Source organism: Halogeometricum sp. S3BR5-2, assembly GCF_031624635.1.
GTDB classification, from domain to species: domain Archaea; phylum Halobacteriota; class Halobacteria; order Halobacteriales; family Haloferacaceae; genus Halogeometricum; species Halogeometricum luteum.
This window is the reverse complement of record NZ_JAMQOQ010000001.1, coordinates 454,842-480,312: the sequence shown is the minus strand read 5'-3', so window position 1 is coordinate 480,312 and position 25,471 is coordinate 454,842. Positions and strand designations below refer to the sequence as shown.

At 68.0% G+C, this 25,471-nt stretch carries 28 protein-coding genes and 1 tRNA gene; 16 read left to right on the top strand and 13 right to left on the bottom strand.

The window, feature by feature from the left end:
* Positions 1 to 165: 165 nt before the first annotated feature.
* From NDI79_RS02410 to guaB, 3 genes are all read right to left on the bottom strand, one after another.
* On the bottom strand, positions 166 to 768 hold the full coding sequence (locus NDI79_RS02410) for a HalX domain-containing protein (RefSeq protein WP_310926854.1): 603 nt from the start codon (positions 766 to 768) through the stop codon (positions 166 to 168).
* A 194-nt stretch (positions 769 to 962) separates the two neighbouring features.
* Entirely contained in the window at positions 963 to 2,039 is a 1,077-nt protein-coding gene (locus NDI79_RS02405; protein WP_310926853.1) for a TrmB family transcriptional regulator, read from the bottom strand.
* 216 nt (positions 2,040 to 2,255) lie between these two features.
* Positions 2,256 to 3,755 (bottom strand): IMP dehydrogenase, encoded by a 1,500-nt coding sequence (gene guaB, locus NDI79_RS02400; RefSeq protein WP_310926852.1) that lies wholly within the window; start codon positions 3,753 to 3,755, stop codon positions 2,256 to 2,258.
* Positions 3,756 to 4,084: 329 nt separating this feature from the next.
* On the opposite strand from guaB, the gene NDI79_RS02395 reads away from it, so the two are divergent.
* The 5 genes from NDI79_RS02395 (at position 4,085) to NDI79_RS02375 (ending at position 6,267) form a co-directional block, all read left to right on the top strand.
* Positions 4,085 to 4,297, top strand: coding sequence for a DUF8099 family protein (locus tag NDI79_RS02395; RefSeq protein ID WP_310926851.1), 213 nt, complete (start codon positions 4,085 to 4,087; stop codon positions 4,295 to 4,297).
* A 6-nt stretch (positions 4,298 to 4,303) separates the two neighbouring features.
* Entirely contained in the window at positions 4,304 to 5,248 is a 945-nt protein-coding gene (locus NDI79_RS02390; RefSeq protein WP_310926850.1) for a DUF5794 domain-containing protein, read from the top strand.
* A gap of 132 nt (positions 5,249 to 5,380) precedes the next feature.
* Positions 5,381 to 5,605, top strand: a complete 225-nt coding sequence (locus NDI79_RS02385) for a DUF5795 family protein (protein ID WP_310926849.1) — start codon at positions 5,381 to 5,383, stop codon at positions 5,603 to 5,605.
* A gap of 57 nt (positions 5,606 to 5,662) precedes the next feature.
* Positions 5,663 to 5,841 (top strand) — tRNA-Trp (locus NDI79_RS02380).
* 126 nt (positions 5,842 to 5,967) lie between these two features.
* A complete protein-coding gene (locus tag NDI79_RS02375; RefSeq protein WP_310926848.1) occupies positions 5,968 to 6,267 on the top strand; it encodes a HalOD1 output domain-containing protein in 300 nt (99 codons plus the stop codon).
* 36 nt (positions 6,268 to 6,303) lie between these two features.
* Here the strand turns inward: NDI79_RS02375 and NDI79_RS02370 are convergent, their stop codons facing one another.
* Both NDI79_RS02370 and NDI79_RS02365 read right to left on the bottom strand, forming a co-directional pair.
* Complete coding sequence (locus NDI79_RS02370; protein WP_310926847.1) at positions 6,304 to 7,086, bottom strand: GTP cyclohydrolase III; 783 nt, start codon at positions 7,084 to 7,086, stop codon at positions 6,304 to 6,306.
* Between the two features lie 83 nt (positions 7,087 to 7,169).
* Complete coding sequence (locus NDI79_RS02365; RefSeq protein WP_310926846.1) at positions 7,170 to 7,448, bottom strand: hypothetical protein; 279 nt, start codon at positions 7,446 to 7,448, stop codon at positions 7,170 to 7,172.
* A gap of 114 nt (positions 7,449 to 7,562) precedes the next feature.
* Here NDI79_RS02365 and NDI79_RS02360 point away from each other — a divergent pair, with 114 nt between their 5' ends.
* From NDI79_RS02360 to NDI79_RS02350, 3 genes are all read left to right on the top strand, one after another.
* The gene (locus NDI79_RS02360) at positions 7,563 to 8,354 is read left to right on the top strand and encodes an HAD-IIA family hydrolase (protein ID WP_310926845.1); all 792 of its coding nucleotides are present in this window, start codon (positions 7,563 to 7,565) and stop codon (positions 8,352 to 8,354) included.
* Between the two features lie 62 nt (positions 8,355 to 8,416).
* On the top strand, positions 8,417 to 9,007 hold the full coding sequence (locus NDI79_RS02355; protein WP_310926844.1) for a DJ-1/PfpI family protein: 591 nt from the start codon (positions 8,417 to 8,419) through the stop codon (positions 9,005 to 9,007).
* Positions 9,008 to 9,140: 133 nt separating this feature from the next.
* A complete protein-coding gene (locus NDI79_RS02350) occupies positions 9,141 to 9,311 on the top strand; it encodes a hypothetical protein (RefSeq protein WP_310926843.1) in 171 nt (56 codons plus the stop codon).
* Positions 9,312 to 9,445: 134 nt separating this feature from the next.
* On the opposite strand, the gene NDI79_RS02345 is transcribed toward NDI79_RS02350, so the two are convergent.
* Positions 9,446 to 9,844 carry an OsmC family protein gene (locus NDI79_RS02345; RefSeq protein ID WP_310926842.1) on the bottom strand — a complete coding sequence of 133 codons (399 nt, stop codon included), beginning with the start codon at positions 9,842 to 9,844 and terminating at the stop codon, positions 9,446 to 9,448.
* A gap of 145 nt (positions 9,845 to 9,989) precedes the next feature.
* On the opposite strand from NDI79_RS02345, the gene NDI79_RS02340 reads away from it, so the two are divergent.
* On the top strand, positions 9,990 to 11,693 hold the full coding sequence (locus tag NDI79_RS02340; protein WP_310926841.1) for a PGF-pre-PGF domain-containing protein: 1,704 nt from the start codon (positions 9,990 to 9,992) through the stop codon (positions 11,691 to 11,693).
* A 224-nt stretch (positions 11,694 to 11,917) separates the two neighbouring features.
* Here NDI79_RS02340 and NDI79_RS02335 read toward each other — a convergent pair whose 3' ends face one another.
* Together NDI79_RS02335 and NDI79_RS02330 are read right to left on the bottom strand one after the other, a co-directional pair.
* A complete protein-coding gene (locus NDI79_RS02335) occupies positions 11,918 to 13,600 on the bottom strand; it encodes a sensor histidine kinase (RefSeq protein WP_310926840.1) in 1,683 nt (560 codons plus the stop codon).
* A 146-nt stretch (positions 13,601 to 13,746) separates the two neighbouring features.
* Complete coding sequence (locus NDI79_RS02330; RefSeq protein WP_310926839.1) at positions 13,747 to 14,463, bottom strand: metal-dependent hydrolase; 717 nt, start codon at positions 14,461 to 14,463, stop codon at positions 13,747 to 13,749.
* A gap of 154 nt (positions 14,464 to 14,617) precedes the next feature.
* On the opposite strand from NDI79_RS02330, the gene NDI79_RS02325 reads away from it, so the two are divergent.
* From NDI79_RS02325 to NDI79_RS02300, 6 genes are all read left to right on the top strand, one after another.
* Entirely contained in the window at positions 14,618 to 15,298 is a 681-nt protein-coding gene (locus tag NDI79_RS02325; RefSeq protein ID WP_310926838.1) for a TIGR00266 family protein, read from the top strand.
* A 72-nt stretch (positions 15,299 to 15,370) separates the two neighbouring features.
* Positions 15,371 to 16,102, top strand: coding sequence for a fumarylacetoacetate hydrolase family protein (locus NDI79_RS02320; protein WP_310926837.1), 732 nt, complete (start codon positions 15,371 to 15,373; stop codon positions 16,100 to 16,102).
* Positions 16,103 to 16,521: 419 nt separating this feature from the next.
* Positions 16,522 to 17,619, top strand: coding sequence for a histidinol-phosphate transaminase (hisC, locus tag NDI79_RS02315; protein ID WP_310926836.1), 1,098 nt, complete (start codon positions 16,522 to 16,524; stop codon positions 17,617 to 17,619).
* On the top strand, positions 17,616 to 18,131 hold the full coding sequence (locus tag NDI79_RS02310; RefSeq protein ID WP_310926835.1) for an adenylate kinase family protein: 516 nt from the start codon (positions 17,616 to 17,618) through the stop codon (positions 18,129 to 18,131). Before hisC ends, NDI79_RS02310 begins: the two co-directional genes overlap by 4 nt.
* A gap of 10 nt (positions 18,132 to 18,141) precedes the next feature.
* Positions 18,142 to 18,744 (top strand): CDP-alcohol phosphatidyltransferase family protein, encoded by a 603-nt coding sequence (locus tag NDI79_RS02305; RefSeq protein ID WP_310926834.1) that lies wholly within the window; start codon positions 18,142 to 18,144, stop codon positions 18,742 to 18,744.
* Positions 18,745 to 18,837: 93 nt separating this feature from the next.
* Positions 18,838 to 19,368: a multiprotein bridging factor aMBF1 gene (locus NDI79_RS02300; RefSeq protein WP_310926833.1), complete on the top strand. Its 531-nt coding sequence runs from the start codon at positions 18,838 to 18,840 to the stop codon at positions 19,366 to 19,368.
* Between the two features lie 27 nt (positions 19,369 to 19,395).
* Here NDI79_RS02300 and NDI79_RS02295 read toward each other — a convergent pair whose 3' ends face one another.
* The gene (locus NDI79_RS02295) at positions 19,396 to 19,842 is read right to left on the bottom strand and encodes a hypothetical protein (RefSeq protein ID WP_310926832.1); all 447 of its coding nucleotides are present in this window, start codon (positions 19,840 to 19,842) and stop codon (positions 19,396 to 19,398) included.
* A gap of 78 nt (positions 19,843 to 19,920) precedes the next feature.
* Between NDI79_RS02295 and tpiA the strand changes: the two genes are divergently transcribed.
* On the top strand, positions 19,921 to 20,565 hold the full coding sequence (gene tpiA, locus NDI79_RS02290; RefSeq protein WP_310926831.1) for a triose-phosphate isomerase: 645 nt from the start codon (positions 19,921 to 19,923) through the stop codon (positions 20,563 to 20,565).
* A 25-nt stretch (positions 20,566 to 20,590) separates the two neighbouring features.
* Here the strand turns inward: tpiA and NDI79_RS02285 are convergent, their stop codons facing one another.
* From NDI79_RS02285 to NDI79_RS02270, 4 genes are all read right to left on the bottom strand, one after another.
* Positions 20,591 to 22,408: a helicase HerA domain-containing protein gene (locus tag NDI79_RS02285; RefSeq protein ID WP_310926830.1), complete on the bottom strand. Its 1,818-nt coding sequence runs from the start codon at positions 22,406 to 22,408 to the stop codon at positions 20,591 to 20,593.
* Between the two features lie 111 nt (positions 22,409 to 22,519).
* Positions 22,520 to 23,839, bottom strand: coding sequence for a DNA polymerase IV (gene dinB, locus NDI79_RS02280; protein ID WP_310926829.1), 1,320 nt, complete (start codon positions 23,837 to 23,839; stop codon positions 22,520 to 22,522).
* A 168-nt stretch (positions 23,840 to 24,007) separates the two neighbouring features.
* Positions 24,008 to 24,436, bottom strand: coding sequence for an HTH-type transcriptional regulator LrpA1 (gene lrpA1 / locus NDI79_RS02275; RefSeq protein WP_310923428.1), 429 nt, complete (start codon positions 24,434 to 24,436; stop codon positions 24,008 to 24,010).
* 95 nt (positions 24,437 to 24,531) lie between these two features.
* Complete coding sequence (locus NDI79_RS02270; RefSeq protein ID WP_310926828.1) at positions 24,532 to 25,470, bottom strand: thiamine pyrophosphate-dependent enzyme; 939 nt, start codon at positions 25,468 to 25,470, stop codon at positions 24,532 to 24,534.
* Position 25,471: the final 1 nt, after the last annotated feature.

Sequence of the window (25,471 nt, the reverse complement as noted above, 5' to 3'; positions counted from 1 at the left end):
GTTCTGATATGAAATTAACTCAATTTAAACTCTCAGTTTTATGAATAAACGCGGAGACGTGTTCAGAGAGAATATAATCGTTGTACGACCGTTCTCGGCGGAAGAACGTCGTCACTCGGAGGAAGAGGTCCCGAAATCCGCGAAGAGAGTGCCGACCGGGGTCCGTCAGTTCTCGCTTTCGAGGTCCTCGAAGGCGGAGTTGTCGCCGAGGTCGCGGTAGACGGCCGCGATGTCGCGTTCCTCGTCGAACTGGCGGAGCGTCTCGTCGAGGTTCGCGCGGAGTTCCGAGAGGCGCGCGTCGAGTTCGCGGTACTCGTCGTTCTCCTCCAAGGTGGCCGCCTCCTTCTCCGATTCGAGGAGGGCCTTCTTCGAGGCGAGCGAGAACAGTTCCTGCACGCCGTCGTTGTAGGAGTTCCTGAGGAGGAGGTTGTCCACCGTCTCCTCGAGGGCCTCCTTCGAGACGGGTTTGACGAGGTAGTCGTCGAAGCCCATGGCGACGATGTCGAAGTCCGGTTCGACGGCCGTCACCATTGCCACGCGGCACTCGAAGCCGCGGTTCCGTATCTCCGCGAGGGCCTCGTCCCCGGAGAGGTCCGGCATGCGACGGTCGAGGAGGACGACGTCGACGTCTCCGTCGAGTTGGTCGAGCGCCTCGTGACCGCCGTAGGCGACGCGGACACGACAGTTCTCTCTGAGCCACGTTGCGTACAGGTCGGCGAGGTCCGGCTCATCTTCTACGATGAGCACGAGCGGCTGGTCAGCACTCATTTGTATGTCCGTGGTGTTCCCGGAACACGCACGTCACCGAATGAAACGCGCGGGTATATCAATATACCCCTTATTCTGTCTGACGTGAACGTGTTGGTTCCGGTCCACATGTATCTTCAGTCAGAAGTTCGTAACTACTCAGATTTATATGTTTCGGCGAGGTTCGCACGGCGTGAGACGCGGGCGCAGGCCGCTCACTTCGCCACGTCGGTGATGGTCACGCGCGTCGCCTCCACCTCTTCGAGGACGGCCCCCCATCCCCCGACGCTGTAGGACCCCTCGTCGGTTCGGAGGGTGAAACACACCTGTCCGGCCAACTGCGAGAGGGCGGGCGTTCCGTCCGTCTCCGCCGCGCCCGAGTAGCGGAGTTCGACGATTTCACCCGACAGGTCGACGGCTTCGCCGGTTTCGGTGTCGAACCCCGCCACCGACGCGCGGACGGTCGTGCCCTCCGAAAAGTAGGGTTCGATGGTACGGACGCACCGCCGGATGTCGGCGAAGACGAACGGCGGGTCGTCGTCCCCCTCGGCGTAGACGGTGTCCCACACCTCCCACAGACAGGTCTGGAAGTACCAGTGGAAGACGTACGTGAGCGTGTAGTCGTCGACCAACACCCCGTACTGGTTCAGCGAGTTCGCGTGCGGCGCGAAACAGGTCCCGGTCCGGTCGACGAGGAGGACGAACGGCGTCGGGAGCGTCCGGTGGCGGGCCTCGGTGACGACGCCCTCGAAGTCGGCGACGTCGAACGCCGACGGGTCGGCGTCGGGGTCGGTGTGCAGCGACACCTTCACGATGGCGTCGCTCCGGTGCGCCTCTTGGAGGGCGGGTCGGAGTTTCTCGTACTGTTCGGGCGTCGCCGACAGTTGCACCTCGTTCTCCGCCTCGCGGATGAACGACGCGGCGCGCTGGAGCACCGTGTCGAACCGCTTGACGATACTCAGCATGTGCCGGTCGACCTCCGGAGCCTCCCAGCGGTCCTCTATCTCGTCGGCCGCCGTCTCCAGCATCGTCGCCCGGCCGCGCAGGTCTTCGAGGACGGTTTCCGGGTCACACGCCCGCGCGTGGAGACTGTCCTGCTCGTACGTCTCGATGTACCCCTTCGCCTCCAAGTCCCTGAGCACGTCGTAGATGCGCGCGGTGGGGACCGAGCAGGCGTCGGCCAACTCCGTTGCGCTGGCGGTTCCCAACCGCAGGAGGGTGTTGTACGCCTCCGCTTGGTACTGCGAGAGCCCCGCGTCTTCGAGGGCGTCACGCAACTCCGTGGAGTTCATGTGCTTCGTCGTGATTGAACCGCATTAATCATCATTGTTCCGGAAGACCACTACAGGAGGTGTAACACGGTCGGCGTAAACCCTTGGGAGGGACGAACGCTGCCCTCGCGGTCCGAACGGCCCGTTCGGTGACGAAGACACCACCGGTGTGGTCGAAGCTGAGAGAACTGAAGACGGGAGTCGAGAACCGAGAGCCGAGAGCGGTTTGGTGTAGCGTTACTCGTTCTGCGGGCTGTAGTTCGGCGCCTCGTCGGTGATCATCACGTCGTGCGGGTGACCCTCGGTCTGTCCGGCGCTGGAGACGCGGACGAACTCGGCGCGCTCTTTGAACCCGGGGAGCGTCTCGGCGCCGACGTAGCCCATGCCCGAGCGCATGCCGCCGACGAGTTGGTGGAGTTCGGAGGCGAGGGTTCCCTTGTACGGCGTCGCCGCCTCGACGCCCTCGGGAACGAACTCCTCGTCCTCGTCGGCGTCCTTGAGGTAGCGGTCGCCGCCGCCGGACTTCATCGCGCCGACGGAACCCATTCCTCGATACTGCTTGTACTTCTTCCCGTTCATCGTGATGACGCGGCCGGGCGCCTCCTCGGTGCCGGCGAAGTACGACCCGAGCATGACGGCGTCGGCGCCGGCGGCGACGGCCTTGATGGCGTCGCCGGAGTAGCGGATGCCGCCGTCGGCGATGACCGGCACGCCCTCGGGGGCGGCCACGTCCGCGACTTCGGCGACGGCCGTTATCTGCGGCATCCCGGCGCCGGAGACGACGCGGGTGGTGCAGATGGAACCGGGACCGATGCCGACTTTGAGGCCGTCGGCGAAGTCGACGGCCGCCTCGGCGGCCTCGCGGGTGCCGACGTTGCCGACGACGACGTCCGCCTCCACGGACTGCTTTATCTCGCGGGCGCTGTCGAGGACGTTCAGATTGTGCGCGTGCGCGCAGTCGATGAACAGCACGTCGGCGCCGGCCTCGTCGGCCGCGGCCGCGCGGTCGGACTCGAACGGGCCGACGGCGACGCCGCAGACGAGGCGGCCGTCGTCGTCGCGGGCGGCGTTCTCGTGCTCGCGTCGCTGGAGGATGCCCTGCATCGTCACCAGGCCGACGAGGCACCCCTCCTCGTCGACGACGGGGACGCGCTCTATCTTGTGGTCGTACATGAGTTCGAGGGCGTCGCGGGCGTTCAGGTCGCGGCCGGCCGTGATGACCTCGTCCGTCATCGCCTCGCGGACGGCGTCGGACTCGCCGACTTCGAGGTACGGGCGGATGTCGGTGCCGGAGATGATGCCGAGTACCTCGTCGTCCTCGTCGACGACGGGGGCGCCGGAGACGCCCTGTCGCTCCATCATCTCGTCCACCTCGCGGATGGTCTGGGAGGGTTCGGCCGTCACGACGTTCTCGCGGCGGATGACGAGTTCGTCGGCGCGTTTCACGCGCTCTATCTCCGTCACCATCGCCTCGACGTCCATGTTCTGGTGGAGGACGCCGAGGCCGCCCTCGCGGGCCATCCCGATGGCCATTTCGCTCTCGGTGACGGTGTCCATCGCCGCCGAGAGCACCGGAAGGTTCAGTTCGACGTTCTTCGAGACGCTCGTGGACACGTCCGCCTCGTCGGGTTCGACCCGACTCTCCATCGGACGGAGCAGTACGTCGTCGAACGTCAGTGCCTCTGGTACGCGCAGTTTCTCGGAGAATGAATCCCGGTCCGGAACGTCGTTCGCCATGTAAATCGTCCAGACTCCTGCGACAAAAGGGTTGCGAGACGGCACGGGCATGCAGTGTATTGCCATTCTACCGAGTCAGATACACACGTTCGAGGATATCTGTCGACGAAATCGAGACGCGAAGCGCACTCGCGGTGGCCGACACCAGCGAACGGGCCCCCCTCTCGCAAGAATCACCCGAACCGCCACGTCGTGCCGATAGATAGTTGGTTTAGAAGACTATATCCGACGAATCGTAGGTCCATTTAAGTACGTGGAAGAGAGGAACGTATTCCCGTGCCGCTCGGTCTCACACAAATTTTAATAGTTCAGTACGATTGTTTGTAGACATGGACTTCGAGTGTCCCGCTGCACCGCGTATCGCCGGTCTGACGAGCTTCGACTCCGGCATCCTCTTCAATTTCGCGGCGATGTGGCGGACATTTACATTCGGGAAATCGGCCTTCCCGGACCTCACGGCGCTCGGAGGACTCGCGGCCACCGACGACGGGTCGACTGGCTTGCGTTCGTATCGCCGCTTGGCCGATGGTGACGGCCGCTAGCGCCGGATGAGCGTCTCACAGCATCCCGTCGCGCTCCGCTTGGAGCAGCAGGTCGGCGGCGCGACGCGCCTGCTCGCGACGGTCATGGCGCTGCCCCTCGTCGACGGTATCTTCCCGGCGCTCGTCATCGCGGGCGCGATGAGCACTCCCGTCGGCATCCTCCAGACCGGACTGCTCATCTTCGGCGGGTCGGCCACCGTCGCGGTTATCCTCGCGGAGATGGAGGGGACCCGCCGCGAGCAGGTCACCTCGATACTGCTCCTCGCCGCGGTCCTGCTCCCCGTCGCCGGGTTGGAGGCGGTGTTCGCGAGGACGCTGCAGACGGTGTTGAACTTCGACGTGTTCCACCGCTTCGCGGGACTGGTTATCCTCGCCGTCGCAGCGAAGACGGCCTCCTCGGAGATCGGCGAGAAGCTCCCGTCCCCGAGCGTCATCATCGGCCTCGGGTTGGTCGCGAGCTTCGACCCCTCGAACCCGCAGCTGATACTGAACCTCGACGGGGAGATGCTGACGACCGTCACGCACGCCGTCGCGGCGGCCGGGACGGGCATCGCCTTCGCGCTCGCCGTCGCGCTGCTCGCCCCCCGTCTCCGCGGCGCGGTCGACATCGACCGCTTCCGCTTCGGAAGCTCCGTCGCGCTCGGGATGCTGGCGCTGGACGTGCTCGGGGTGCTCCCGACGCAGCGTCCCATCGCGCTGGGCGTCCTCGCCGTGACGGCGCTGTTCGCCTACGACCGCTCGGCGGGAAGCGACGAGTCGGCGACGGGGACGGACGACGACGGCCCGTCCGCCGCCGAGGACGCGCCCGCCGCACCCTCCTCCGCCGCCACCGTCGCCGACGGCGGCGACCACGGTCGTCCGGACCCGACCCGCGACGACTCCGGCGACACCGCGTCTGACGCCGGCTACGGCTACCCAAGCGACAGCGACTCGCGCGCGCCGTGGCTCTGAGCTGACGGCCGACGCCGGACTCTTCGGCTTCGCTTTCGCCGTGGGTCGTCGCTCTCTTCCCGCCCGACTCCTCGCATCCCGACAGCCGTCCGCACGCGGAGGACTTACCACCGTCCCGTTCGTCCGGCCGGTATGAGTAACCGCGTCGTCGAAGGACGGATGGTAACGCCCGAACGACTCGCAGAACTCGTCGAGGGGGAGAAACCGCTCGAAGCCGAGCCTATCGAGGACGCTGACAGAGAGTGTCCCGACTGCGGGAGTAACGTCATCTCGGTGGGGTACATGCCGAGCGTGACGGAGTTCGTGACGGCGTACAAATGTCAGGAATGCGAGTGGTCCGAAACCGACCGGGACTGACGCGCGCCAATCGAAATTCCTTTACGTGGAATCGCCATACGGAAAGACGCAGACAGCGGGGTCGTGGCCAAGCCCGGCATGGCGACTGACTCCAGAGGCGACGCGCCCGGGACGAAACTCCAGACTGATATACCGAGCGACCGACTGATCATCGGTTCGCGTTGACGACCCTCTGGAGTTCCGAGGCGCACACCGGAGATATCAGTCGATCGGGGGTTCAAATCCCTCCGACCCCACTACTATCTTAACTCTTTACCACTGTGAGCATCTGCGCTCTCCCGTCAGACAGAGTGACTGCGGTTGATTCCCGCCGAACGAGAACACGCTCAAGGGTCATCCCTCCCCGGCACCTCGCCACGGCAATGACAGACACCGGAGTCGAGAGCGCGGATGCAGGCGAGGGAGCCATCGGCGGGTTCGACCGGCGCGCCGACGAGGCGTCGCTCGTCGAGGCCGTCGTCGAAGGGGTGGCCGCGGCGCTCGGGTCGACTCCGATGGATCTTCCGCCGCTGTCGAGAGAGGTCGACCTCGAAGCGGTCGCCACGCTCGGAGCGATTCCGGGAACGTCGGTCGGCTTCGAGGTCTGCGACTGCGCGGTGGTCGTCGGGGACGACGGACGCGTCTCGGTTTCGGTCCCGCGACTCGGCGGGGAACGGGCGTAGAGCGGAGCGGGGGTCAGCGCTCGGATAAAAGTGGGGTCAGTCGGCCAGTTCGGCGTGCGGGCGGTCGAACTCCACGTCGGTGCCGTCCTCGCGGCAGACTTCGAGAGCGTGCTTCGCCGCGAACCCGGCGTCGTGCGCGGTGGCCCCGGTGCCGACGCCCACTTTGAGTTCGACGCCAGCCTCCTCGCCGACGTGGCGGATGGCGTCGTGGTAGTCCGCCTCGGTCATGGCCGGACAGACGGAGATGATGTTGTCGCCGCCGACGAAGAAGGAGAGCGCGCCGTTCTCCTCGCGGAGGTAGCGCATCAGCGTCGCGTAGCCCTGCTCGATCTGGATGAACGAGTCGAACTCGTTGAGCCGGTCGGTGTACTTGCCGGTCGCGTCGTTCACGTCGAAGTGGGCGATCTGAAGGTCCTCGACCGTGCGTTCGGCGTCCGAGAGGGTGCTCCCCGAGAGCACCTCGCGGCGGTCGCCGTCCTGCGCGCTGCCGGCCGTCTGGAGGCCGGCGGTGCTCGCTTCGAGCGCCTCGATGGGCGAGGGGTCGACCCCGGTTCCGAGGCTGATGGTCACCGGGTAGCGGTTCCCGATTGACTCCTGCAGCAGTTCGTGGTCCGCGTCGTCGAGGCCGTTCGTGACGGCTACCATGTTGTCGAACCGGGTGAAGAAGACGTAGCCGTTCCGACTCCCGACGAACTGCGCGAGGTCCGCGAACAGCCGCGACTGGAGCGTCTGGAGGTCCATCTCTCGGCGCGGCTCCGGGGTGACGGTCCACGGACCGTAGTTGTCTATTTGAACGAGCGAGAGCTGCGTGTTCGTCACGTTCGGAAACAGGAAGTTCGAGCATATCGTTCTTTGGTTATGCGCGCGAACGCGCCGCTACCCGACGTTCCCGCCGCCGCCGCTCACTTCGCGGCCGCGCGCCGCCTGCGGGTGTACCTGTCGTGCGCGACGTCGAGCGTTATCCAGACTACCACCCAGGTGACGATGCCGACGAACGTGACCACCGTCGTCGAGAGCAGGGGGAGGAGGCTCGCGATGCCGACCAGCACGGAGTAGGTGAGGAACACCGACAGCACCGCGATGCCGAGGCCGACGGCGCCGAAGGCGTAGTGGCTCCGCGCTCCCGGCGTGTGCGGTCCCGTCGACGTTCCCTCCTCCGCCCGCGCCACGAATACATTCATAATTAATAATCTACCCGGACGCACATAATTGTTACCGAACCACATGGAGGTCGCGACTCCGACGAGATGGGAGTTTCCCATCGATTAAACCCGGGCGCCGCCCAAGTGGGAGCGATGAACTTCCGAGGCGTCGTCCTCGACGTGGACGGCACGGTGGTGCGCGGGGACGAACCGATTCCGGGCGCCCGAGAGGGGTTGGACGCCCTCGCGGCCGCCGGAGTGACGCGCGTGTTCGTCTCGAACAATCCGACGAAACCGCCCGAGGCGTACGTCGACCGATTCGCCGGCGTCGGCCTGGAGGTATCTCCGGAAGAAGTGATCACCGCCGGGTCGGTGACGGCCCGGTACCTCCGCGAGGAACGCCCCGACGACGACCTGTTCGTCGTCGGGGCGCCCGGTCTGGTCGACATCCTGACCGACGCCGGCCTCTCCGTCGTCGACGCGGACGACGACCCCGACGCGTTGGTGGCGTCCATCGACCACGAGTTCGACTACGACGCGATGTGTCAGGCGCTCTGGACGCTGTCGGACGACGACGTGGGATTCGTCGGCACCGACCCGGACGTGGTCATCCCCGCCGTCGGACGCGACGTGCCGGGGTCGGGCGCGGTCATCAACGCCATCGCGGGCGTCGCCGAACGCGAACCCGACGCGGTGCTCGGCAAGCCCTCCGAGACGGCGCGCGAGATGGCGCTCGAACGCCTCGGCGTCCCGGCCGAGTCCGTCCTGGTCGTCGGCGACAGACTCGACACCGACATCGCTCTCGGCGAACGCGCGGGCATGACGACGGCGCTCGTGAAGACCGGCGTCACCGACGACGACACCCTCGCCGCGTCGTCGATAACCCCCGACTACGTCCTCGACTCTCTCGGGGAGGTCGGCCGCCTGCTGGAGGAGGAGACGTAGGCGAGCGGGGTCGGACGAACGGTTAAGCCTGCGGCGACCGTACCCTCAGCGGAGTGACACCAATGGGCAAGAAGATTCTGATGCTCGTCGGCGACTTCGGCGAGGACTACGAGACGATGGTACCGTTTCAGGCGCTCCAGGCGGTGGGTCACGAGGTGGACGCGGTCTGTCCCGAGAAGGAAGCCGGCGAGACGGTGAAGACGGCCATTCACGACTTCCGGGGCGACCAGACCTACCTCGAAGAGCGCGGCCACGACTTCGAGGTGACGGCGACGTTCGACGACGTGGACCCCGCCGACTACGACGCCCTCGTCGTTCCCGGCGGCCGCGCGCCCGAGTACCTCCGAACCTACGACCGAGTGCTCGATATCGTCCGGCACTTCTTCGAGGAGGACAAGCCGGTGGCGTCGCTCTGTCACGGACCGCAGATTCTCGCCGCCGCGGGCGTCCTCGACGGCTACGAGATGACGGCCTACCCCGCCGTCCGCGCCGAAGTCGAGGCGGCCGGGTGCGCGTGGACCGACGAGGTGACCGTCGACGGCAACCTCGTCACCGCGCAGGCGTGGCCCGACCACCCCGAGTGGCTGGCGAAGTTCTTCGACCTCCTCGGAACCGAGGTGACGGACCGAGAAACCGCTCCCGCCGACGACTGAAGCGGTGACTGACGGGCGCGAACGTCCGAGGACGGACGGTCCGCCCGACGATCGGACGCACGGGGTGCGTCACCTTTTCGTGGTTGTGAATGTCTGACGAAGCTTTATAACCACAGGTGCGGTATAGAGTAGCATGGAAGGGCAGCCGAACAGCCCGTACGTCTTCGACGACGACGGAGAACTACACGGACCGTACGTCTCGCGCGACGAGGTGGAAGAGACCCCTATCGACGACCCCGAGGAACGGGAGGTCGTCATCGTGGAGGGGCAGGCCATGAGTTACCGGGCGTATCACCGACGCTGACCGCCCGCCTCGGGCGAGCGGACCGTCCCCAGTTTCGGTTCCGACTTCGGTCCGAATCCGTTTTCGACGCCGTCGCTCCGCGGAGCGGCGGCCGTAAAGAAGAGCGAGGTCGGAGGCGCGCGGGTGCGTAGCGCTTAGAAGGCGTCGCCGTGGGCTTCGATCTCGGCGTGCAGTCCCTCGCGAAGCGCCGCGTGGACGTGGCAGATGTCCTCGGCGCGGGAGACGATCTCTTCGAGGTCGTCGTCGCCGACGTCCTCCTCCACGTGGATGGAGAAGCGGACGGCCTCCAGGTCGTCGTCGTCGTTGATGTCGGCGTCGGCATCGATCTGGACCTTGCCGATGTCCTCGTGGCCCGTCTTGTTGGCGCCGACGCGGAAGGCCGGGAGGAAGCACGACGCGTAGTCCGCGACGAGTACCTGGTTCGGGTCGGGACCCTCCTCGCCCGTGGCGTCGATGGTGAGTTCGAAGTCGCCGACCTGACTCGTCGAGGTGAAGCCCTCTTCGCTGACGGTGGAAGTTTCGATATCGCTCATGCGTTTCGACGGTCGGGCGCCCCGTTCCTAAATGTTGCTCAACCGGGCACGCGGTTCCGGAGCGACCCGTCGCGTCCGCTCCTCGAACGTGAAGTCCGAAGCACATAGGTATATATCGTATATAGAGAATATCTTACATCATACTATGTCTGCAGACAGGGACCGGGCGACGATTCCGGGCGGCGGGGGCGCGGTCGTCCTCCTCGTCTTGGTGACGGTCGTCACCGGCGGAATCGCGTCCGCGACCGCCGCCGTCTATCCGGCCGCAGACGCGGCCGACGGCCGACTCGCCGACGGCGGTGCGGCCGCCGTCGAGCCGGTTCTGGAGGCGACGTCGCTGGGCGGGCCGACGGCGCTCGTCGGCGCGCCGCCGAGAGGAAAGGGGCCGGACGGAGACGGACCGCCGGGACGACGCGGCGACGACGAGGAAAACGATGACGACGACGGAGGCGACGAAAGCGACGACGGAGGCGACGAAGAAGAAGAGGGCGACAGCGCACCGGGAAACAGCGGAGACGCTCCCGGTAAGAGAGACGGCGCACCCGACGACGGCGATGAGGGGGACGAAGAGGGAGACGAGTCGGAGGACTCGAACGGACCGGACTCCGACGCGCCCGGCAACAGCGGAGAGGCGCCCGGTCGGGGCGGTGCTCCTCCGAGCGGGGACGCCCCCGGCAACAGCGGCGGTGCATCCGGCGCATCCGAGGAGGACGGGGGCGCCCCCGGTCGGAGTGACGACGCTCCCGGCCGAAGCGGCGATGCACCCGGTAGAGACGGTGATGCCCCCGGACGGAGCGGCGACGCGCCGGGGCGAAACGGCACCGCCACCGCCAGCGGCGGCGGCCGCGGCCCGCCCGCGGCCGTCCCCGCGGCGGTGAACCTCACGGCCCGCGGGAACTCGAAGGGCCGCGACGAGACGGTCGTGAACGCGTCCGTCGGCGAGGTCCGGCGGAACCAGCGCGTCAGCATCGACCTCGACGCGCGGCGGAACGCCCTCCTGAACCGCTCGAACGCCTCGGACGTGGCCATCTCGAACATCGACCTGACGCCGACGCGGAACGGGTCGTTCACGATGAACCTCACCACGGCCGAGCGAATCGAGGGCTCCCCCGAGTTCGAGACCGACGACGGGACGGAGACGCTGTCGCACATCCGCGTCGACCACTCCATCTCGAACGCCGAGGTGAACGGCACCGTCGACATCGGCTTCGAGGTGTCGAAGGCGCGCCTCGCCAACGACAGCGTCGCGCCCGAGAACGTCGCTCTCTACCGCTACGAGAACGGGTCGTGGACCGAACTCCCGACCGACGTCGTCGGCGAGACGAACGAGACGGTCCGCTTCCGCGCGGCGTCGCCCGGCCTCTCGGAGTTCGCCGCCGGCGCGAAGCGCGCGCGGTTCACCGTCGAGACGGTCGACGTGGCCGTCTCGGAGATAACCGTCGGCGACGGCGTGCGGGTCCACGTCACGGTCGGCAACGGCGGAGGCGCCGACGGCGAGTTCCTCGCGCAACTCATCCTCGACGGCAGGGCCGTCGAGGAGCGCTCGCTCACCATCGCGGCCGGCGGGCAGCGACAGACGCTGTTCGACCACGCCGTCGCCGACGCCGGCGAGTACGAGGTCCGGGTGAACGACGTCGTCGCCGGGTCCGTCATCGTCCGTCGGTCGGGCGGGGCGGAGTCGACGGGAGCGGAGGCGACCGGGTCGGCGACCGAACCCCCGGCAACCGATGCGGAGACGGCCGCGCCGACGGTGACGGGCACCGACGTCGCCAGCCCCCTGTTCCACCCGACGGCGCTCGTCTTCGTGGTACTCGCGGCCGTCGTGGCTCGGGTCCGCCGCCGCCGCTGAGTCGGCGCCGCCTCGCATCTCTTTCTCTTCGGCTACGGTTTCTCGGCTCGCAGTCCCGAAGCAAAAGTGCGCGGAGCGCGCTCGACGTTCGACGTTCGAGAGGGCGCGTTTCCGGACGGTAGAAATCTTTAGTCGGCGGCCCGGTCGTTCGGGTCCCGAACCGAATCCGACGGCGGAGACGAGTTCTCGGCGGCGCCCCCCGTCGTCCCGCGCGCGAGACGAGACTACCGCCGCTCCGACCCGCCCGCGTCGTCCGTCTCGTCGCCGCCGTCCGCGTCCTCCGTTCCGTCCGCTCGGTCCGCGAGCGGTAGTCGGAGCGTGACGACGCTCCCGCGGGGGTCGTTCTCCGCGAACGCGACGGACCCGCCGGAGCGACCGACGAGCCACTTCGTCACCCAGAGGCCGATGCCGCTACCGTGGTCCAGCGCCGTCTCCTCCCCCTCGGCGAGCACCGACCGCTCGTGCTCGGGGATGCCCGGCCCGTCGTCCGCGACGGTCACCGTCGCCTCCCCGCCGTCGACGCCGATGCCGACGCCGACGGACGGGACGCCGTCGTGGTGGAGACACGCGTTCTCGACGACGTTTCGGACCGCGTCCTCGATGCCGGGGACGGCGCGGACGCCGAGCGACTCGGGGGCCGTCGCCGTCAGGTCGGCTTCGGGGTGCTCCGACGCCGCGTCCGCGAGGACGCTCTCCACGACGGCCACGAGGTCCAGCGCGACGGGGTCGGTCTCGTCGAGGCGCCGGTCGAACACGCGCGCCTTCTCGCTGACCGCGACGAGGCGCTCCCCGCGTCGGAGTATCGTCTCGGCCGCCCGCACCGTCTCGGGGTCCTCCGCCCGCGAGGCGACGACGTCGGCGTAGCCGAGGACGACGTTCATCTCGTTTCTGACGTTGTGCCGGAGGACGCGGTTCAGGACGCCGAGTCGCTGCTCGCGCTCTCGAACCGCCGTCTCGCGCTCGTCGAGACCGGCCGAGAGCGCGTTGAACCCGTCGCTGATCTGCACCCACTCCTCGGCCGACCGGAGGTCGAGCGTGCGGTCGTACTCGCCCGCCCGGAGCGCCTCGAACCCGTCGAGCAGCCGTCGGGTCTGCCCCAGCGTCGTGCGGTGTTCGGTCCACCCGAGCAGTCCGACGAGCAACAGCACCGACAGCAGCCCCACGCCCTGCGCGACGCCGAGCGTCCGAATCCGCGCGTCGAGGCCCGCCCGGTCGCGTTCGACGGTGACGGTCCACCCGTACGGTTCGACGGCGGCCCGCCCCGTCATCGCGCGCTCGAACGGCTCCCGGCTCTCGTACAGCACCGCGTCGCCGGCGGTGACGGTGACGCGCTGGTCGTGGCGCGCCAGCGGCGCGACCGGTTCGAGGAACGTGTCCGTCGAGACGTACGTCGAGGCCGCCAGCACGCCGACGACGCGCCCCTCGCGCAGTATCGGCGCGCTGACGACGACGAGATGTTGGTCGCGCGCGGGGACGTACTCCGGGTCGGAGACGGCCGACCCGCGGTAGCGGGCGGCGGTGAAGTAGTCCTCGTCGCTCACGTCGGCGCCGATGGTCGCCTCGCGGACCGACCTGTCTATCTGCCCGTCGAACGCGAGAACGGTGCCGTTCGCGTCGACCACCTGCACCGCCGAGAAGCGGCTGTTGTCGACGATACCGTCTATCACCGCCGCGTTGTCCGAGAAGTTCGACACCTCCGGCTGGGAGGCGACGTACCCGATGTAATCGGCGCGCTCGTCGAGCGAGGAGGCGACCTGCGAGGCGCCGAGCGAAGCGGACTCCTCGACGGCCGACTCGCTGCGCTGAAGCTCCTCCTGTTTGTACAGTTCCAACCCGCCGTAGGTGGCGCCGCTCAGTATCAGCGTGACCGCCACGAGCACGACGGCCAGCTTCGTCTGTAGTTTCACCCGACTGCGTCTCCCCCTTCTTCTCGGGGAGTTCGATTCCGGCTCACGTATACTTATCGAATATAATTACTTTCTGTCTAAAGTGATAGATGCGCCGCTCGGACGCTGCGTCGCTAAAGAAATCGGGTCGGGAGGCGTCGCGCCGGTTACTCCAGCGTGAACGCCTCGTCGCCGTCGAGGACGTGCACCTCGGCGCTCGAACCGGTCGCTTTGACCTCGCGCTCGAAGTCGTCGACGTCGATTTCGACCGGCGGGAACGTGTCGTAGTGCATCGGGAACGCGTGGTCGACGTCCAACCAGTCGACGGCGATGGCGGCCTGCACCGGCCCCATCGTGAAGTGGTCGCCGCACGGCAGGGCGGCCGCGTCGGGTTCGAGGTACGGGCCGATGACGTCTTTCATCTCGGACATCAGACCGGTGTCGCCGGCGTGGTAGAACGTCGTCGCGTCGGCGTCGGACTCCTGCGTCGGCTTCTTGTCGCTGAGGAGGAAGCCGACGGGCACCCCGAAGTCGTTCTCGTAACTCGTGTTGAGGCCGTTCGTGTGGTCGGCGCGGTGCATCGTGACGAACGCGTCGCCGCACTCGACGGTGCCGCCCATGTTCATGCCGATGCTGTCGGTGAAGCCCTCCTCGTCCTCCATGTAGCCGGTGAGTTCGGGGACGCCCACCACCGTCGCGTCGGTGAACGCGCCGGCGTCGGAGATGTGGTCGGCGTGGCTGTGCGTCAACAGGAGGTAGTCGGGGTCCTCCACGTCCGACGGCGAGAGGTCCGTGAACGGGTTGTCGAAGAACGGGTCGATGAGGAACGTCGTGCCGTCGACGTCGACGTGCCAGGTGGAGTGACCGTGCCAGGTGAGTTCCATCGTCATAGTCGTCCGGTAGTTGCGCCGTGGGGCGCATAAATCCAAATGGCCGACGAAGGGTCTTCCCGTTTCACCGGAGGCGGACAGTCGCCGCCGGCCGACACTCCGGTGGACCGAAAGTAGATTCTTCAGCTGACACGTCCACCGGTGCGGTATGGGACACGAGGTATCCGCCAGACCGTCGTTCGCCCTCTTGACCGTCTCCTTGGAGGAGGGCGAGTCGCTCCGCGCGGAGTCGGGCGCGATGGTGAGCCACGACACCGGCATCGAGATGGAGACGAACGCCACGGGCGGGTTTCTGAAGTCCATCAGGCGCGCCTTCGGCGGCGAGAGCTTCTTTCAGAACACGTTCCGCGCGGCGGCGCCGGGCGACGTCCAGTTCGCCCCGCCGTTGCCGGGCGATATCTCCCACGTCGAACTCGGCGGCGAGACGCTGTACGTCCAGTCGGGGTCGTATCTCGCGGGCGACGCGGGCCTCGACGTGGACACGGAGTTCGGCGGCGCGCGGACGTTCTTCGGCGGCGAGGGGCTCTTCCTCCTCAAGGTGACCGGGACGGGTCCGCTGTTCCTATCGAGTTACGGCGCCATCGAGGAGATATCGCTGGACGACCGGGACTCCTTCGTCGTCGACACGGGCCACGTCGTCGCCTTCGAGGACACCGCCGAGTTCACCGTCCGGCGCGTCGGCGGCATCCGCTCGACGCTGACCAGCGGCGAGGGCCTCGTCTGCGAGTTCGGCGGCAGCGGCACGGTGTGGGTGCAGTCGCGGAGTCAGGACGCCTTCCTCGCGTGGCTCATCCCTCAACTCCCGCAACCGTCGCCGAGCACGCAGTGAACGGGCCGAGGGGAAACCGGACGATTTTCCGCGAAGGAAAGAACGAAACCGCCGCGGGGTGACACGGCGTCCATGCACCGCGTGCGCTTCCGCGACCCGGCGGGTTCGGTCCGCGACGGCCAGTGGCACGACGACGGCGTCTCCTTCGCAGACCGGACGTACTCGCTCGACGAGGTGGACGTCCTTCCCCCCTGCGAACCGACGAAACTGGTCTGCATCGGCCGCAACTACGCCGAGCACGCCGACGAGATGGACAACGACCTGCCGGACCGACCGCTGCTCTTTCTCAAACCGCCGAACGCGCTGGCGTCCCACGGCGACACCGTGACCGTTCCGGAGGGGAAGGAGCGAATCGACTGGGAGGCCGAACTCGCCGTCGTCATCGGGGCGCAGGCCCGCGACGTCGACGCCGAGGACGCGATGGACTACGTCGCCGGCTACACCTGCATGAACGACATCTCGAACCGCGACGACCAGAACGAGGAGCAGAACTGGGTGCGCGGGAAGGCGTTCGACAACTCCGCGCCCCTCGGCCCCGTCCTCGCGACGCCCGACGAGGTGCCCGACGACGCCGCCGTCGAACTCCGCGTCAACGGCGAGACGAAGCAGTCCTCGACCATCGAGCACATGATTTTCTCGATTCCCGAACTCATCGAGGAGATAACGGCGTACGTGACGCTGGAACCCGGCGACGTGATATCGACGGGCACGCCCGCGGGCGTGGGCGCCCTCTCGGACGGCGACAGCGTCGAAGTCGAAGTCGAGGGCGTCGGCGTCCTCGAACACGACGTGCGCGTGCCGTAAGCGACGCTCGCATTCGGCGTCCCGCGAACCGCGCTCTGACCGCCCCGACTATCAAGTCAGAGATATCACAGCCCTCTTGCTTCGGCGTGGCCGGCGGTTCACGCGTGCGACGCGTCTGTTGTCGACCGAACCACTGGACGTGACACTCGGTGTCGTTCGTTCGACGACGGCTCGACGTGGAACCGCCGCGGGCGGGGCTGAAAGGGGCCGAGCGCTCGACGAGCGAGACGAAGTAAGGACCGCAGGAGCGAACGAGCGCAGCGAGTGAGCGACGAGGACCGCAGCGAGTCGCAGCCGTCGAGCGGGAGGGGGCTTTCGAGGATTGCTCGACCGCGGGAGCGATTCGTCCGCTCTCGTGTTCGTTCGAGTCGCCGTCCGGTGTAAGCACCCTTAAGAACCGCCGGCGGCATCGTTCGACCATGCGACCGAGGGACCTCTCCGCGCACCAAGCGTACGTACCCGGACGCGGCGCCGAAGAGGTGGCCCGCGAACTCGGGATGGACCCCGACGAGTTGACGAAACTGTCCTCGAACGAGAACCCGCACGGGCCGAGTCCCGACGCGGTGGCCGCCATCGAGGACGCCGCCCCGGAGGTGCACGTCTACCCGAAGTCCTCGCACACGGACCTCACCGATGCGTTGGCCGAGCGGTGGGACCTCGCCTCCGAGCAGGTGTGGGTCAGCGCCGGCGCCGACGGCGCCCTCGACTACCTCTCCCGGGCGTTCCTCGAACCGGGCGACCGCGTGCTCACGCCGGAACCGGGCTTCGCCTACTACCCCATGTCCGCGCGCTACCACCACGGCGAGGTGGCCGAGTACGACCTCTCGAAGGCCGACGACTTCGCGCAGACCTCGGAAGTAGTGCTCGACGCCTACGACGGCGAGCGCATCGTCTACGTCACGACGCCGCACAACCCGACGGGGTCGGAGATGCCGCGCGACGATATCGTCGAACTCCTCGAATCGGTCGACGACGAGACGCTGGTCGTCGTCGACGAGGCGTACGGCGAGTACAGCGACGAGCCCTCGTCTATCGAACTGCTCGCCGAACACGACAACCTCGCGGTCACGCGCACGTTCTCGAAGGCGTTCGGCCTCGCCGGCCTCCGCATCGGCTACGCCGCCGTCCCCGAGGAGTGGGCCGACGCCTACGCCCGCGTGAACACGCCGTTCGCGGCGAGCGAGGTGGCCTGTCGGGCCGCCCTCGCCGCCCTCGGCGACGAGGAACACGTCGAGAAATCCGTGGAGACGGCGAAGTGGGCCCGCGAGCACTACCGCGCTAACCTCGAGGCAGAGACGTGGCCCTCCGGGGCCAACTTCGTCCTCGCGGAGGTGGGCGACGCGTCCGCCGTCGCCGAGGCGGCCCAGAAGCGGGGCGTCATCGTCCGCGACACGAGCAGTTTCGGTCTGCCCGAGTGCGTCCGCGTCTCCTGCGGGACGCGCGAGGAGACGCGGCGCGCCGTCGAGGTGCTGAACGAGGTCATCGCCGACCTAGATGCAGGGGTCCCCGAGGCGTGACGCGCCGCATCGTCCTCACCGGCACGCCCGGCACGGGCAAGACCACCGTCTCCGAACTCGTCGCCGAGCGAACCGGCCTCGACGTGGTCCACCTCAACGACGAGATACGCGACGAGAAACTGTACACCGAACGCGACGCCGAACGCGACTCGCTCGTCGCCGACGTGGAGGCGATAGAGTCGTGGCTGGGCGAGTGGGACGGCATCGTGGAGTCGCACCTCTCGCACCTGCTGGACGCCGACGAGGCCGTCGTCCTGCGCTGTCACCCCGAAGAGCTGGAAGCGCGCCTCCGAGAGCGCGGCGAGTCCGAGGCCAAGGCGAGAGAGAACGCCGAGAGCGAGGCGCTGGACGTCGTTCTCTCCGAGGCGGTCGACCGCTTCGGGACCGAGGCGGTGTACGAGATAGACACGACCGACCGGACGCCCGAGGCCGTCGCCGACGACGTCGTCGCCGCTATCGAGGGCGAGATGGAACCCCGCGCGGGCGCCGTGAACTTCATCGACTACCTATGAGGCGAACCCGATGACGCTCGACCGGTACCGCTCCGTCGCGGACCGCCTGCTCGACCCGTTCGTCGGCGCGGCGGACCGACTCGGCCTCTCGCCCGACGGCGTGAGCGTCGTCGCCTTCGCGTTCGCCGTCGCCGCCGGCGTCGCGTTCTACCTCGGGACGCCGCTGTGGTACGCCCTCGGCGGCGTCTTCGTCTTCCTGAACGGCTGGTTAGACCTCGTCGACGGCGCCCTCGCCCGCGCGCAGGGCGTCTCCTCCGACGGCGGCGACCTGTTAGACCACGTGCTCGACCGCTACGCCGACATCGCCATGCTCGTCGGCCTCGCCGCCGGCATCGACTCCTACGGCCTCGGCCTCGCCGCCGTCACGGGCGTGCTGATGACCTCCTACCTCGGCACGCAGATTCAAGCGGTCGGCCTCGGCCGCCAGTACGGCGGCCTCGTCGGCCGCGCGGACCGTCTGGCCCTCATCGGCCTCGTCGCGTTCGTCGCCGCGGCCTTTTCCCGGCCGGTGCTCGGACTCACCCCAGTCGGGTGGCTGTTGGCGTTCTTCGCGGTCATCGGCCACTTCACCGCGCTCCAGCGATTCTGGGGCGCGTGGTCGGACCTCTCCTGACGCAAACGAACGTCGGGTTCGAGATTCGGATTCGGCGAGCGCCGAATCGCCGTCGTCGCACGTTTTATAAGTCGCCTCCGACTATCACGCACCATGCCCCAGTGCGAAATGTGCGGCAAGGAGCGACCGTCGCTCACGACGGTCAAAGTCGAAGGGGCCGAACTCGAACTCTGTGACGACTGTTCGCAGTTCGGAACCGAGGTCCGCACCGAGTCGAGTTCCTCCGGCTCGACGAAGTACTCCACGTCGAGTTCGTCGGGGACGTCCTCGTCGTCCGACTCGTCGGGCTCCGGGTCCTCCTCGGGCGGCGGGTCCTCCCGGCGCCGGCGCGACATGTTCGACGACATGGACGAGATAGCGGGCGACTACGACGACCGCATCCGCGACGCCCGCGAGGAGCGCGGCATGAGCCAGGAGGACCTCGCGAACTCGCTCAACGAGAAGGCGAGTCTCATCCGCAAGCTCGAACGCGCCGACATCCTCCCGCCGGACAACGTCCGGAAGAAACTGGAACGGAAGCTCGAAATCTCGCTCGTGGAGGGCGGCGACGACGAGGAGAGCGAGTGGTCCGGCGGGTCGTCGACGACGACCACGCTCGGCGACGTGGTGAAGCGGAAGGACTAGACCCTCCGCTCGCGTCTCATTCGACGCTCACTCTTCTGTGAGGAACCGCGCTCGAACGTCGAGCGACAGGTCCGCGACGACGCCGATGGTCACCGACGCGTTCTCCAAAATCGACGACGCCTCGGCGTACGAGAGCGGTTCCGCGCGGTCGGCGCAAGCGTCATCCTCCCCGACGGGACCGGCGGCGAACCGGAACGGCTCGGGGTCGACCCGGTCGCCCGATACCGTCGGCCGGTGGCGGAGGACACCCTCGTCGGTGCGGAGGTAGAGCACGTCCGGCGTCGTCTCCAGCGCCGCCAGCCAGTCGTCGGGGGCGACCGAATCGGCGTCGCGCCACCCGGCGACGGCTTCGACCACGGGCTGGAGCGCGCCGACGCGCTCGGTGTCCGACTCGTCTTCGAGGTGTCGCTGGAGGGTCTCGGCCACCGTCGCGGGGTCGCCGGCGACCGGCCCCGAATCGTCCGGGTCGTCCATGCGGGACCACTCGCGCTCCGCCCCCAAAAGAGAGCGGGATGCTCAACCTATTTTGCGCCCCGCCGTTTACTCCCACTCGTGTTCATCCTCGTCAACCTCAAGGCGTACCCGTGCGACCCCGTCGAAGTAGCGACCGCGGCCCGCGACGTGGCCGAGGAGTCGGACGTCCGCATCGCCGTCTCGCCGCAGGCGGCGGACCTGCGCCGCGTGGCCGACACCGGCGTCGAGACGTGGGCCCAGCACGTCGACCCGAACGACTACGGGAGTCACACCGGCAGCACCCTCGCGGAGGCCGTCTCGGAGGCGGGCGCCGAGGGGACGCTCGTCAACCACTCCGAGAAGCGCATGAAACTCGCCGACATCGACGGCTCCGTCCGGGCCGCCGAACGGGCCGGACTGGAGACGTGCGTCTGCGCGAACAACCCGGCGCAGATCGGCGCCGTCGCCGCCCTCGGTCCCGACTCCGTCGCCGTCGAACCGCCGGAACTCATCGGCGGCGACGACTCCGTCGCTTCGGCCGACCCCGACATCGTCCGCGACGCCGTCGAGGCGGCCGCGAACGTCGACGAGGACGTCGAAGTGTTCTGCGGCGCCGGTATCTCCACCGGCGACGACGTCGAGGCGGCGGGCGACCTGGGCGCGACGGGCATCCTGCTGGCCTCGGGCGTCGCCAAGGCCGACGACCCCCGCGCGGCGCTGGAGGACCTCGTCGAACCGCTGTAAGAGAGAAGAGAAGCGGAGAGAAGAATCAGTCGTCGGCCTCGGCCGCCCCGTCCTCGATTCGCTCGGCAGTGTCCGACACGAACGCCGACTCGACGGCCGAGACGACCGCCGCCAGTTCTTCCTCGTCCAATCGGTCGGCGAACGTCTCGCGGACGAGTTCGGGGACGGCGTAGGCGTAGCGTCCCCGGCCGACGTGCTCGACGAACCCGGCGCGTCGCAGCGGCCCGTTTCGGCTGTAGGCCAACTGTTTGTCGCCGACTTCGCCCGCCGCGACGTGCGCGTCCACCGGGTCGCAGGCGTCCGACTCGCGGTAGACGGCGAGCATCCGGCGGGACGCGTCGGGCAGTCCCGCGAGCACGTCCGTCAGTCGCTCGACCACGTCCTCGCGACCCGTGAGGCCGGCAACGCCGCTGTGGGCGCGTTCGGGCGCGACCGAAGACTCGTCGACGTCCGCATCCGTATCTGTACCCGTATCATCGCCGCCGCCGACGAACGCGCCCACGGCGTCGTCGAGTCCGGGGTAGGCGCCCGCCGCGGCCGACGTCACCGCCTCCTCCTCCGCGTCGTCGTCCGCGGCGGCGGTCGTCTCCGAGTTCGCGTCCACCTCCGACCCCCCCTCGGAAGCGTCGGCCGCGCTCTCGTCGGTTACCGCGCCATCGGCGGCCGCATCGTCCGTCCCTGCGCCGTCCTCGACCGTTCCGTCGCGCGACGCCTCGTACTCGGCCAGCGCCGACTGCTGGTCCTCAGGGCGGCCGAGGTTCCGTCCCGCTCCGCCGCGGTAGGGCGACTCGGCCTTCCGGAACATCGCCTGCGCGAACTGGTCGGCCATCCGCGAGAGGTCGCGGGCCTCCTCCAGTTCTCGCTCCAGGTCGCGTATCCGCGCCTCCTTGCGCTCCAGTTGCTGGCGCAGGTCGGCTATCTCGGACTCGCGGCGGGCCTTCTCGTCGGAGATGCCCTGCAACTCGGAAACCAAGTCGCCGTCGACGGACTTGAGGTCCGGACGCTCGAAGTCGTCGAGGCCGGGCGTCGCGCCCGCGTCGAACGTGTTCTTCTTTCTGAACTGCACCCGGCGGATGGATTCGGACCAGTCGGTGACGAGGAACGCCTCGCCGTTGCGCATGTCCTCGATGGCGTCGGCGTACTCGCTGCCCAGGATGCGGCCGACCACCTTCGTGTCGTTGTTCCACGTGAGGCGGTGCCAGCAGAGCCAGTCGCACTGGGTGATGAAGTCCTTCTTCACGTCGGCGGGTCGCTGGGAGATGCCCACGATGCCGAGGCCGTGTTTCCGACCCCGCTTGCCTATCTTGATGAGCATCTTGCCCGCTTCGTCCATGCCGCCGCCCTCGGGGATGTACTCGTGACACTCCTCGACGAGCATGAGAAACGGCTTCTTCAGCTTCTTCTCCTTGGCGAAGAGGTTCTTGGCCACCTCGGTGAGCAGTTTCTGCGCGTCGCCCTCGTCGAGATAGCCCGACACGTCGAGGATGATGGGGACGTTCTGCTCTAAGGCGAGGTGCGCGAGTTTCTCCGCGTGTTCGGGGCTGACCTGGATGTCGCACTCGTCGTCGGCGCCCGCGTGCAGGAGTTCGAACTGCTCTTTTAGTCCGTAGTACTCGCCGTCGGTGTCGACGATGAGCACCGGGAAGTTGTTCGACAGCAGTTTCTCGATGACCACCGACGCGGTGTTGGACTTGCCGGACCCCGACTTGCCGGTGATGAACCCCCGGCCGGTCAGGATGTCGACCACCGGCAGGTCCACCGGCGACCCCGGGTCCGCGCCCGCGTCTCCCCCCACGCCGTCGCGCACGTCGGCGACGGTGATAGTCTCGGTTTCCTCGCTCATCTACCGATTCGTCCGCGCGCGTCCTCATAGTTCCTCCCCTCGCGTCGGCCGCGCGTCGGACGCAGGCGGGACGGTGCGACGCGGCACGGGAGTCTGACGGAGAGAAGGGACTCAGTCGAACTCGCCGAGAGAGACCTGTCCGTCCGTCGCGTCGCTCGCTTCGTCGTCTCCCCCCTCCGTCTCCTCCGTCTCCTCCGCGCCCGCCGACGCCCCGCCGGCCCCGTCCGTCGACACCGCGGCCGACCCCTCCCAACCGTCCAGTCGGGACTGGTCGGCGTCGGCGAAGGAGAGGTTCGAGACGCGGACGCCCACCTTCCGGACCGCGTCGCCGTCGAACTCTGAGAGGAGGTCCAGCGCCACCTCTCGCACGAGTTCGGGGTCGTCGACGGGACCCGACAGCGACCGCGCCCGCGTGTTCACGTCGTACGGCGGGCGGACGGCCTTGATGCCGATGGTTCGGTACATCGCGCCGCGCCGCCGTGCACGGTCGGCCACGTCCGCGGCGAGGCCGGTGACGACCTCCGCCTTCTCCTCGACGTCGTCGGTCGCCTCGGCGAACGCCGACTCGCGGGAGAGGCTCTTGGGCCGCCCCGTCGGCGTCACCTCCCGGTCGTCGACGCCGCGCGCCCGGTCGTGGAGTTCGCGGCCCCGCGACCCGAACCGACTCTCCAGTCGGTCGGGGTCCGCCGCGGCGAGGTCGCCCGCGGTTTCGATTCCCATCTCGCCCATCTCCCGCGCCGTGACGGGGCCGACGCCGTGCACCTCGGTGACGGGGAGGGGGGCGAGGAAGTCGCGGACCGACCCCGGCGGGACGACGACGAGGCCGTCCGGCTTGTCGTGGTCGGAGGCCACCTTCGCGGCCGACATGTTGGGCGCGACGCCGACGCTGGCCGGGACGCCCACCTCGCGGGCGATGCGCTGTCCGAGGTGGCGCCCGACGCCCTCCGCGAGCATTCGCTCTCTTCCTCCTCCCTCCTCACCGCCGCCGACGGTTCGCCACGCCGTCGTGTCGGTCACGTCGAGATACGCCTCGTCGATGCTCACCTCGCGCACCACGTCGGCACAGTCGTGTAGAATCTCGCGCACCTCCTCGGCGACGGACTCGTAGAAATCGAGGTCGACCGGGCGGTAGTGGCCGGCGGGTTCGTCGTCGGACTCCGCGTCCCCGACCGGCGGGAGGCGTTCGAGGGCCTGCGAGATGGGTTGGGCGCTCTCGACGCCGAACTCCCGGGCCTCGTAACTCGCGGTGGCGACGGCGCCGAACGACTCGCCGTCCTCGTAGCCCATGCCGACGACGAGGGGTTCCCCGCGGAGTGCGGGTTCGCGCAGGCGTTCGCAGGAGGCGTAAAAGCAGTCCATGTCGACGTGGAGGACGACGCGCGCGTCGGAACTCTCCTCGCGCGTCACGCCGGGGAGCGTCTCGCCCGCCATGGGAGACGGTGGGTCCTCCGGACTCGTTAGTGTTCGCAAAGCGGAGCGAAACTGAACGGGCCCGCGCGTCCCGGCGGCGAGGGCGCGGGCGACGCCGACGCTGGTCGACGTGGCAGAACGGAAACGGAGGGACGGCGGTCCGGTCGGCCCCGCGGGACGCGGCCTACCTCACTTCAGACGCTCTTGGAGGAACGAGGGATGCGCGGCGGTGACGCCGTCGATGGAGAGTATCTGCTCGGCGATGACGTCGCCGAGGGCGTCGCCGTCGGCGGCGCGCACCTCGGCCATCAGCATGTGGTCGCCCGACGAGGAGTACAGCGATTCCACGTCCTCTAACGCCTTCAGCGCGCGCGTCGCCTCCACGTACCGCTCGGAGGCGATGTCGATGCCGACGAACGCGATGGACTGCCCGGAGAGTTTCTTCGGGTCCACGTCCGCGGAGTAGCCGACGATGACGCCGTCGGATTCGAGCTTCTGGATGTACTTGCGGACCGTGGGCTTGGAGACGTCCGCCCGTTCGGCGATTTCGGCGTAGGACGCCTGCGCGTCCTGTTCGAGGACGGCGAGGATTCGTCCCTCCGTAGAGGTTGCTTCCATGGCTAACTGTTTTGCTTCGCTGAAAAAATATCTTCCGAATCGGAAAACGCCGGCGGCCGTCGGGCGGGACGGCGAAACCGGCGTCGTTCGGGCCGTTACTTGTGCTTGTCGAGGAACATGTCGTACGAGCGCTCCCACTCGTAGTCCTCGTCGAAGTACCGCTCCGCGAGGGGTTCCTCGGGCATCTCGCCGATGTTCTGCTTTTCCTGCTGGTAGGACGGGCGCTCCTCGTCGTGGTAGTACCGGCCGGTGAGGACGGTACCCTCGTTGAGGGCATCCTCCGTCTCGTACATCATGTCGGCGGCGGACTTGCGGTCGGAGATGTCGATGTCGTAGTCCTCCGAGTCGTTGATGTCGATGTAGGGGACGTACTGCTTGGCGTCCTTGTTCCACGTCGGGCACTGCGTCAGGAAGTCGATGTGGCTGAACCCGTCGTGCTCGATGGCCTCGACGATGATGTCCTTCGCCTGGTTCGGGTTGACGGCGGCGGTGCGGGCGACGTAGGACGCGCCCGCGTTGAGGGACATCGACAGCGGTCGAAGCGGCTGCTTGGCCGAGCCGTGGGGCTGGGTCTTCGACTTGTGACCCTTCGGCGACGTGGGCGAGGTCTGGCCCTTCGTCAGGCCGAAGATCTCGTTGTTGAACACGATGTAGGTCATGTCGTGGTTCTCGCGGGCGGAGTGCATGAAGTGGTTTCCGCCGATGCCGTAGCCGTCGCCGTCGCCGCCGGCGGCGACGACCGTCAGGCCGGGGTTCGCGAGTTTCGCGGCGCGCGCGATGGGGAGCGAGCGGCCGTGAATCGTGTGGAAGCCGTAGGAATCGAAGTAGCTGTTCAGTTTGCCCGAGCAGCCGATGCCCGTGACGACGAGCATCTCCTCGGGGGACAGACCGAGTTCCGCCGCGGCGCCCTTCAGGGCCTTGAGGACCCCGAAGTCGCCACAGCCGGGACACCAGGTGGGCTGGGGTTCGAGTCCGGGCGTGTACTCGTTGCGGTCTCGTTCGACGTTCTCGCCGATTGCGTTGAATGCGCTCATT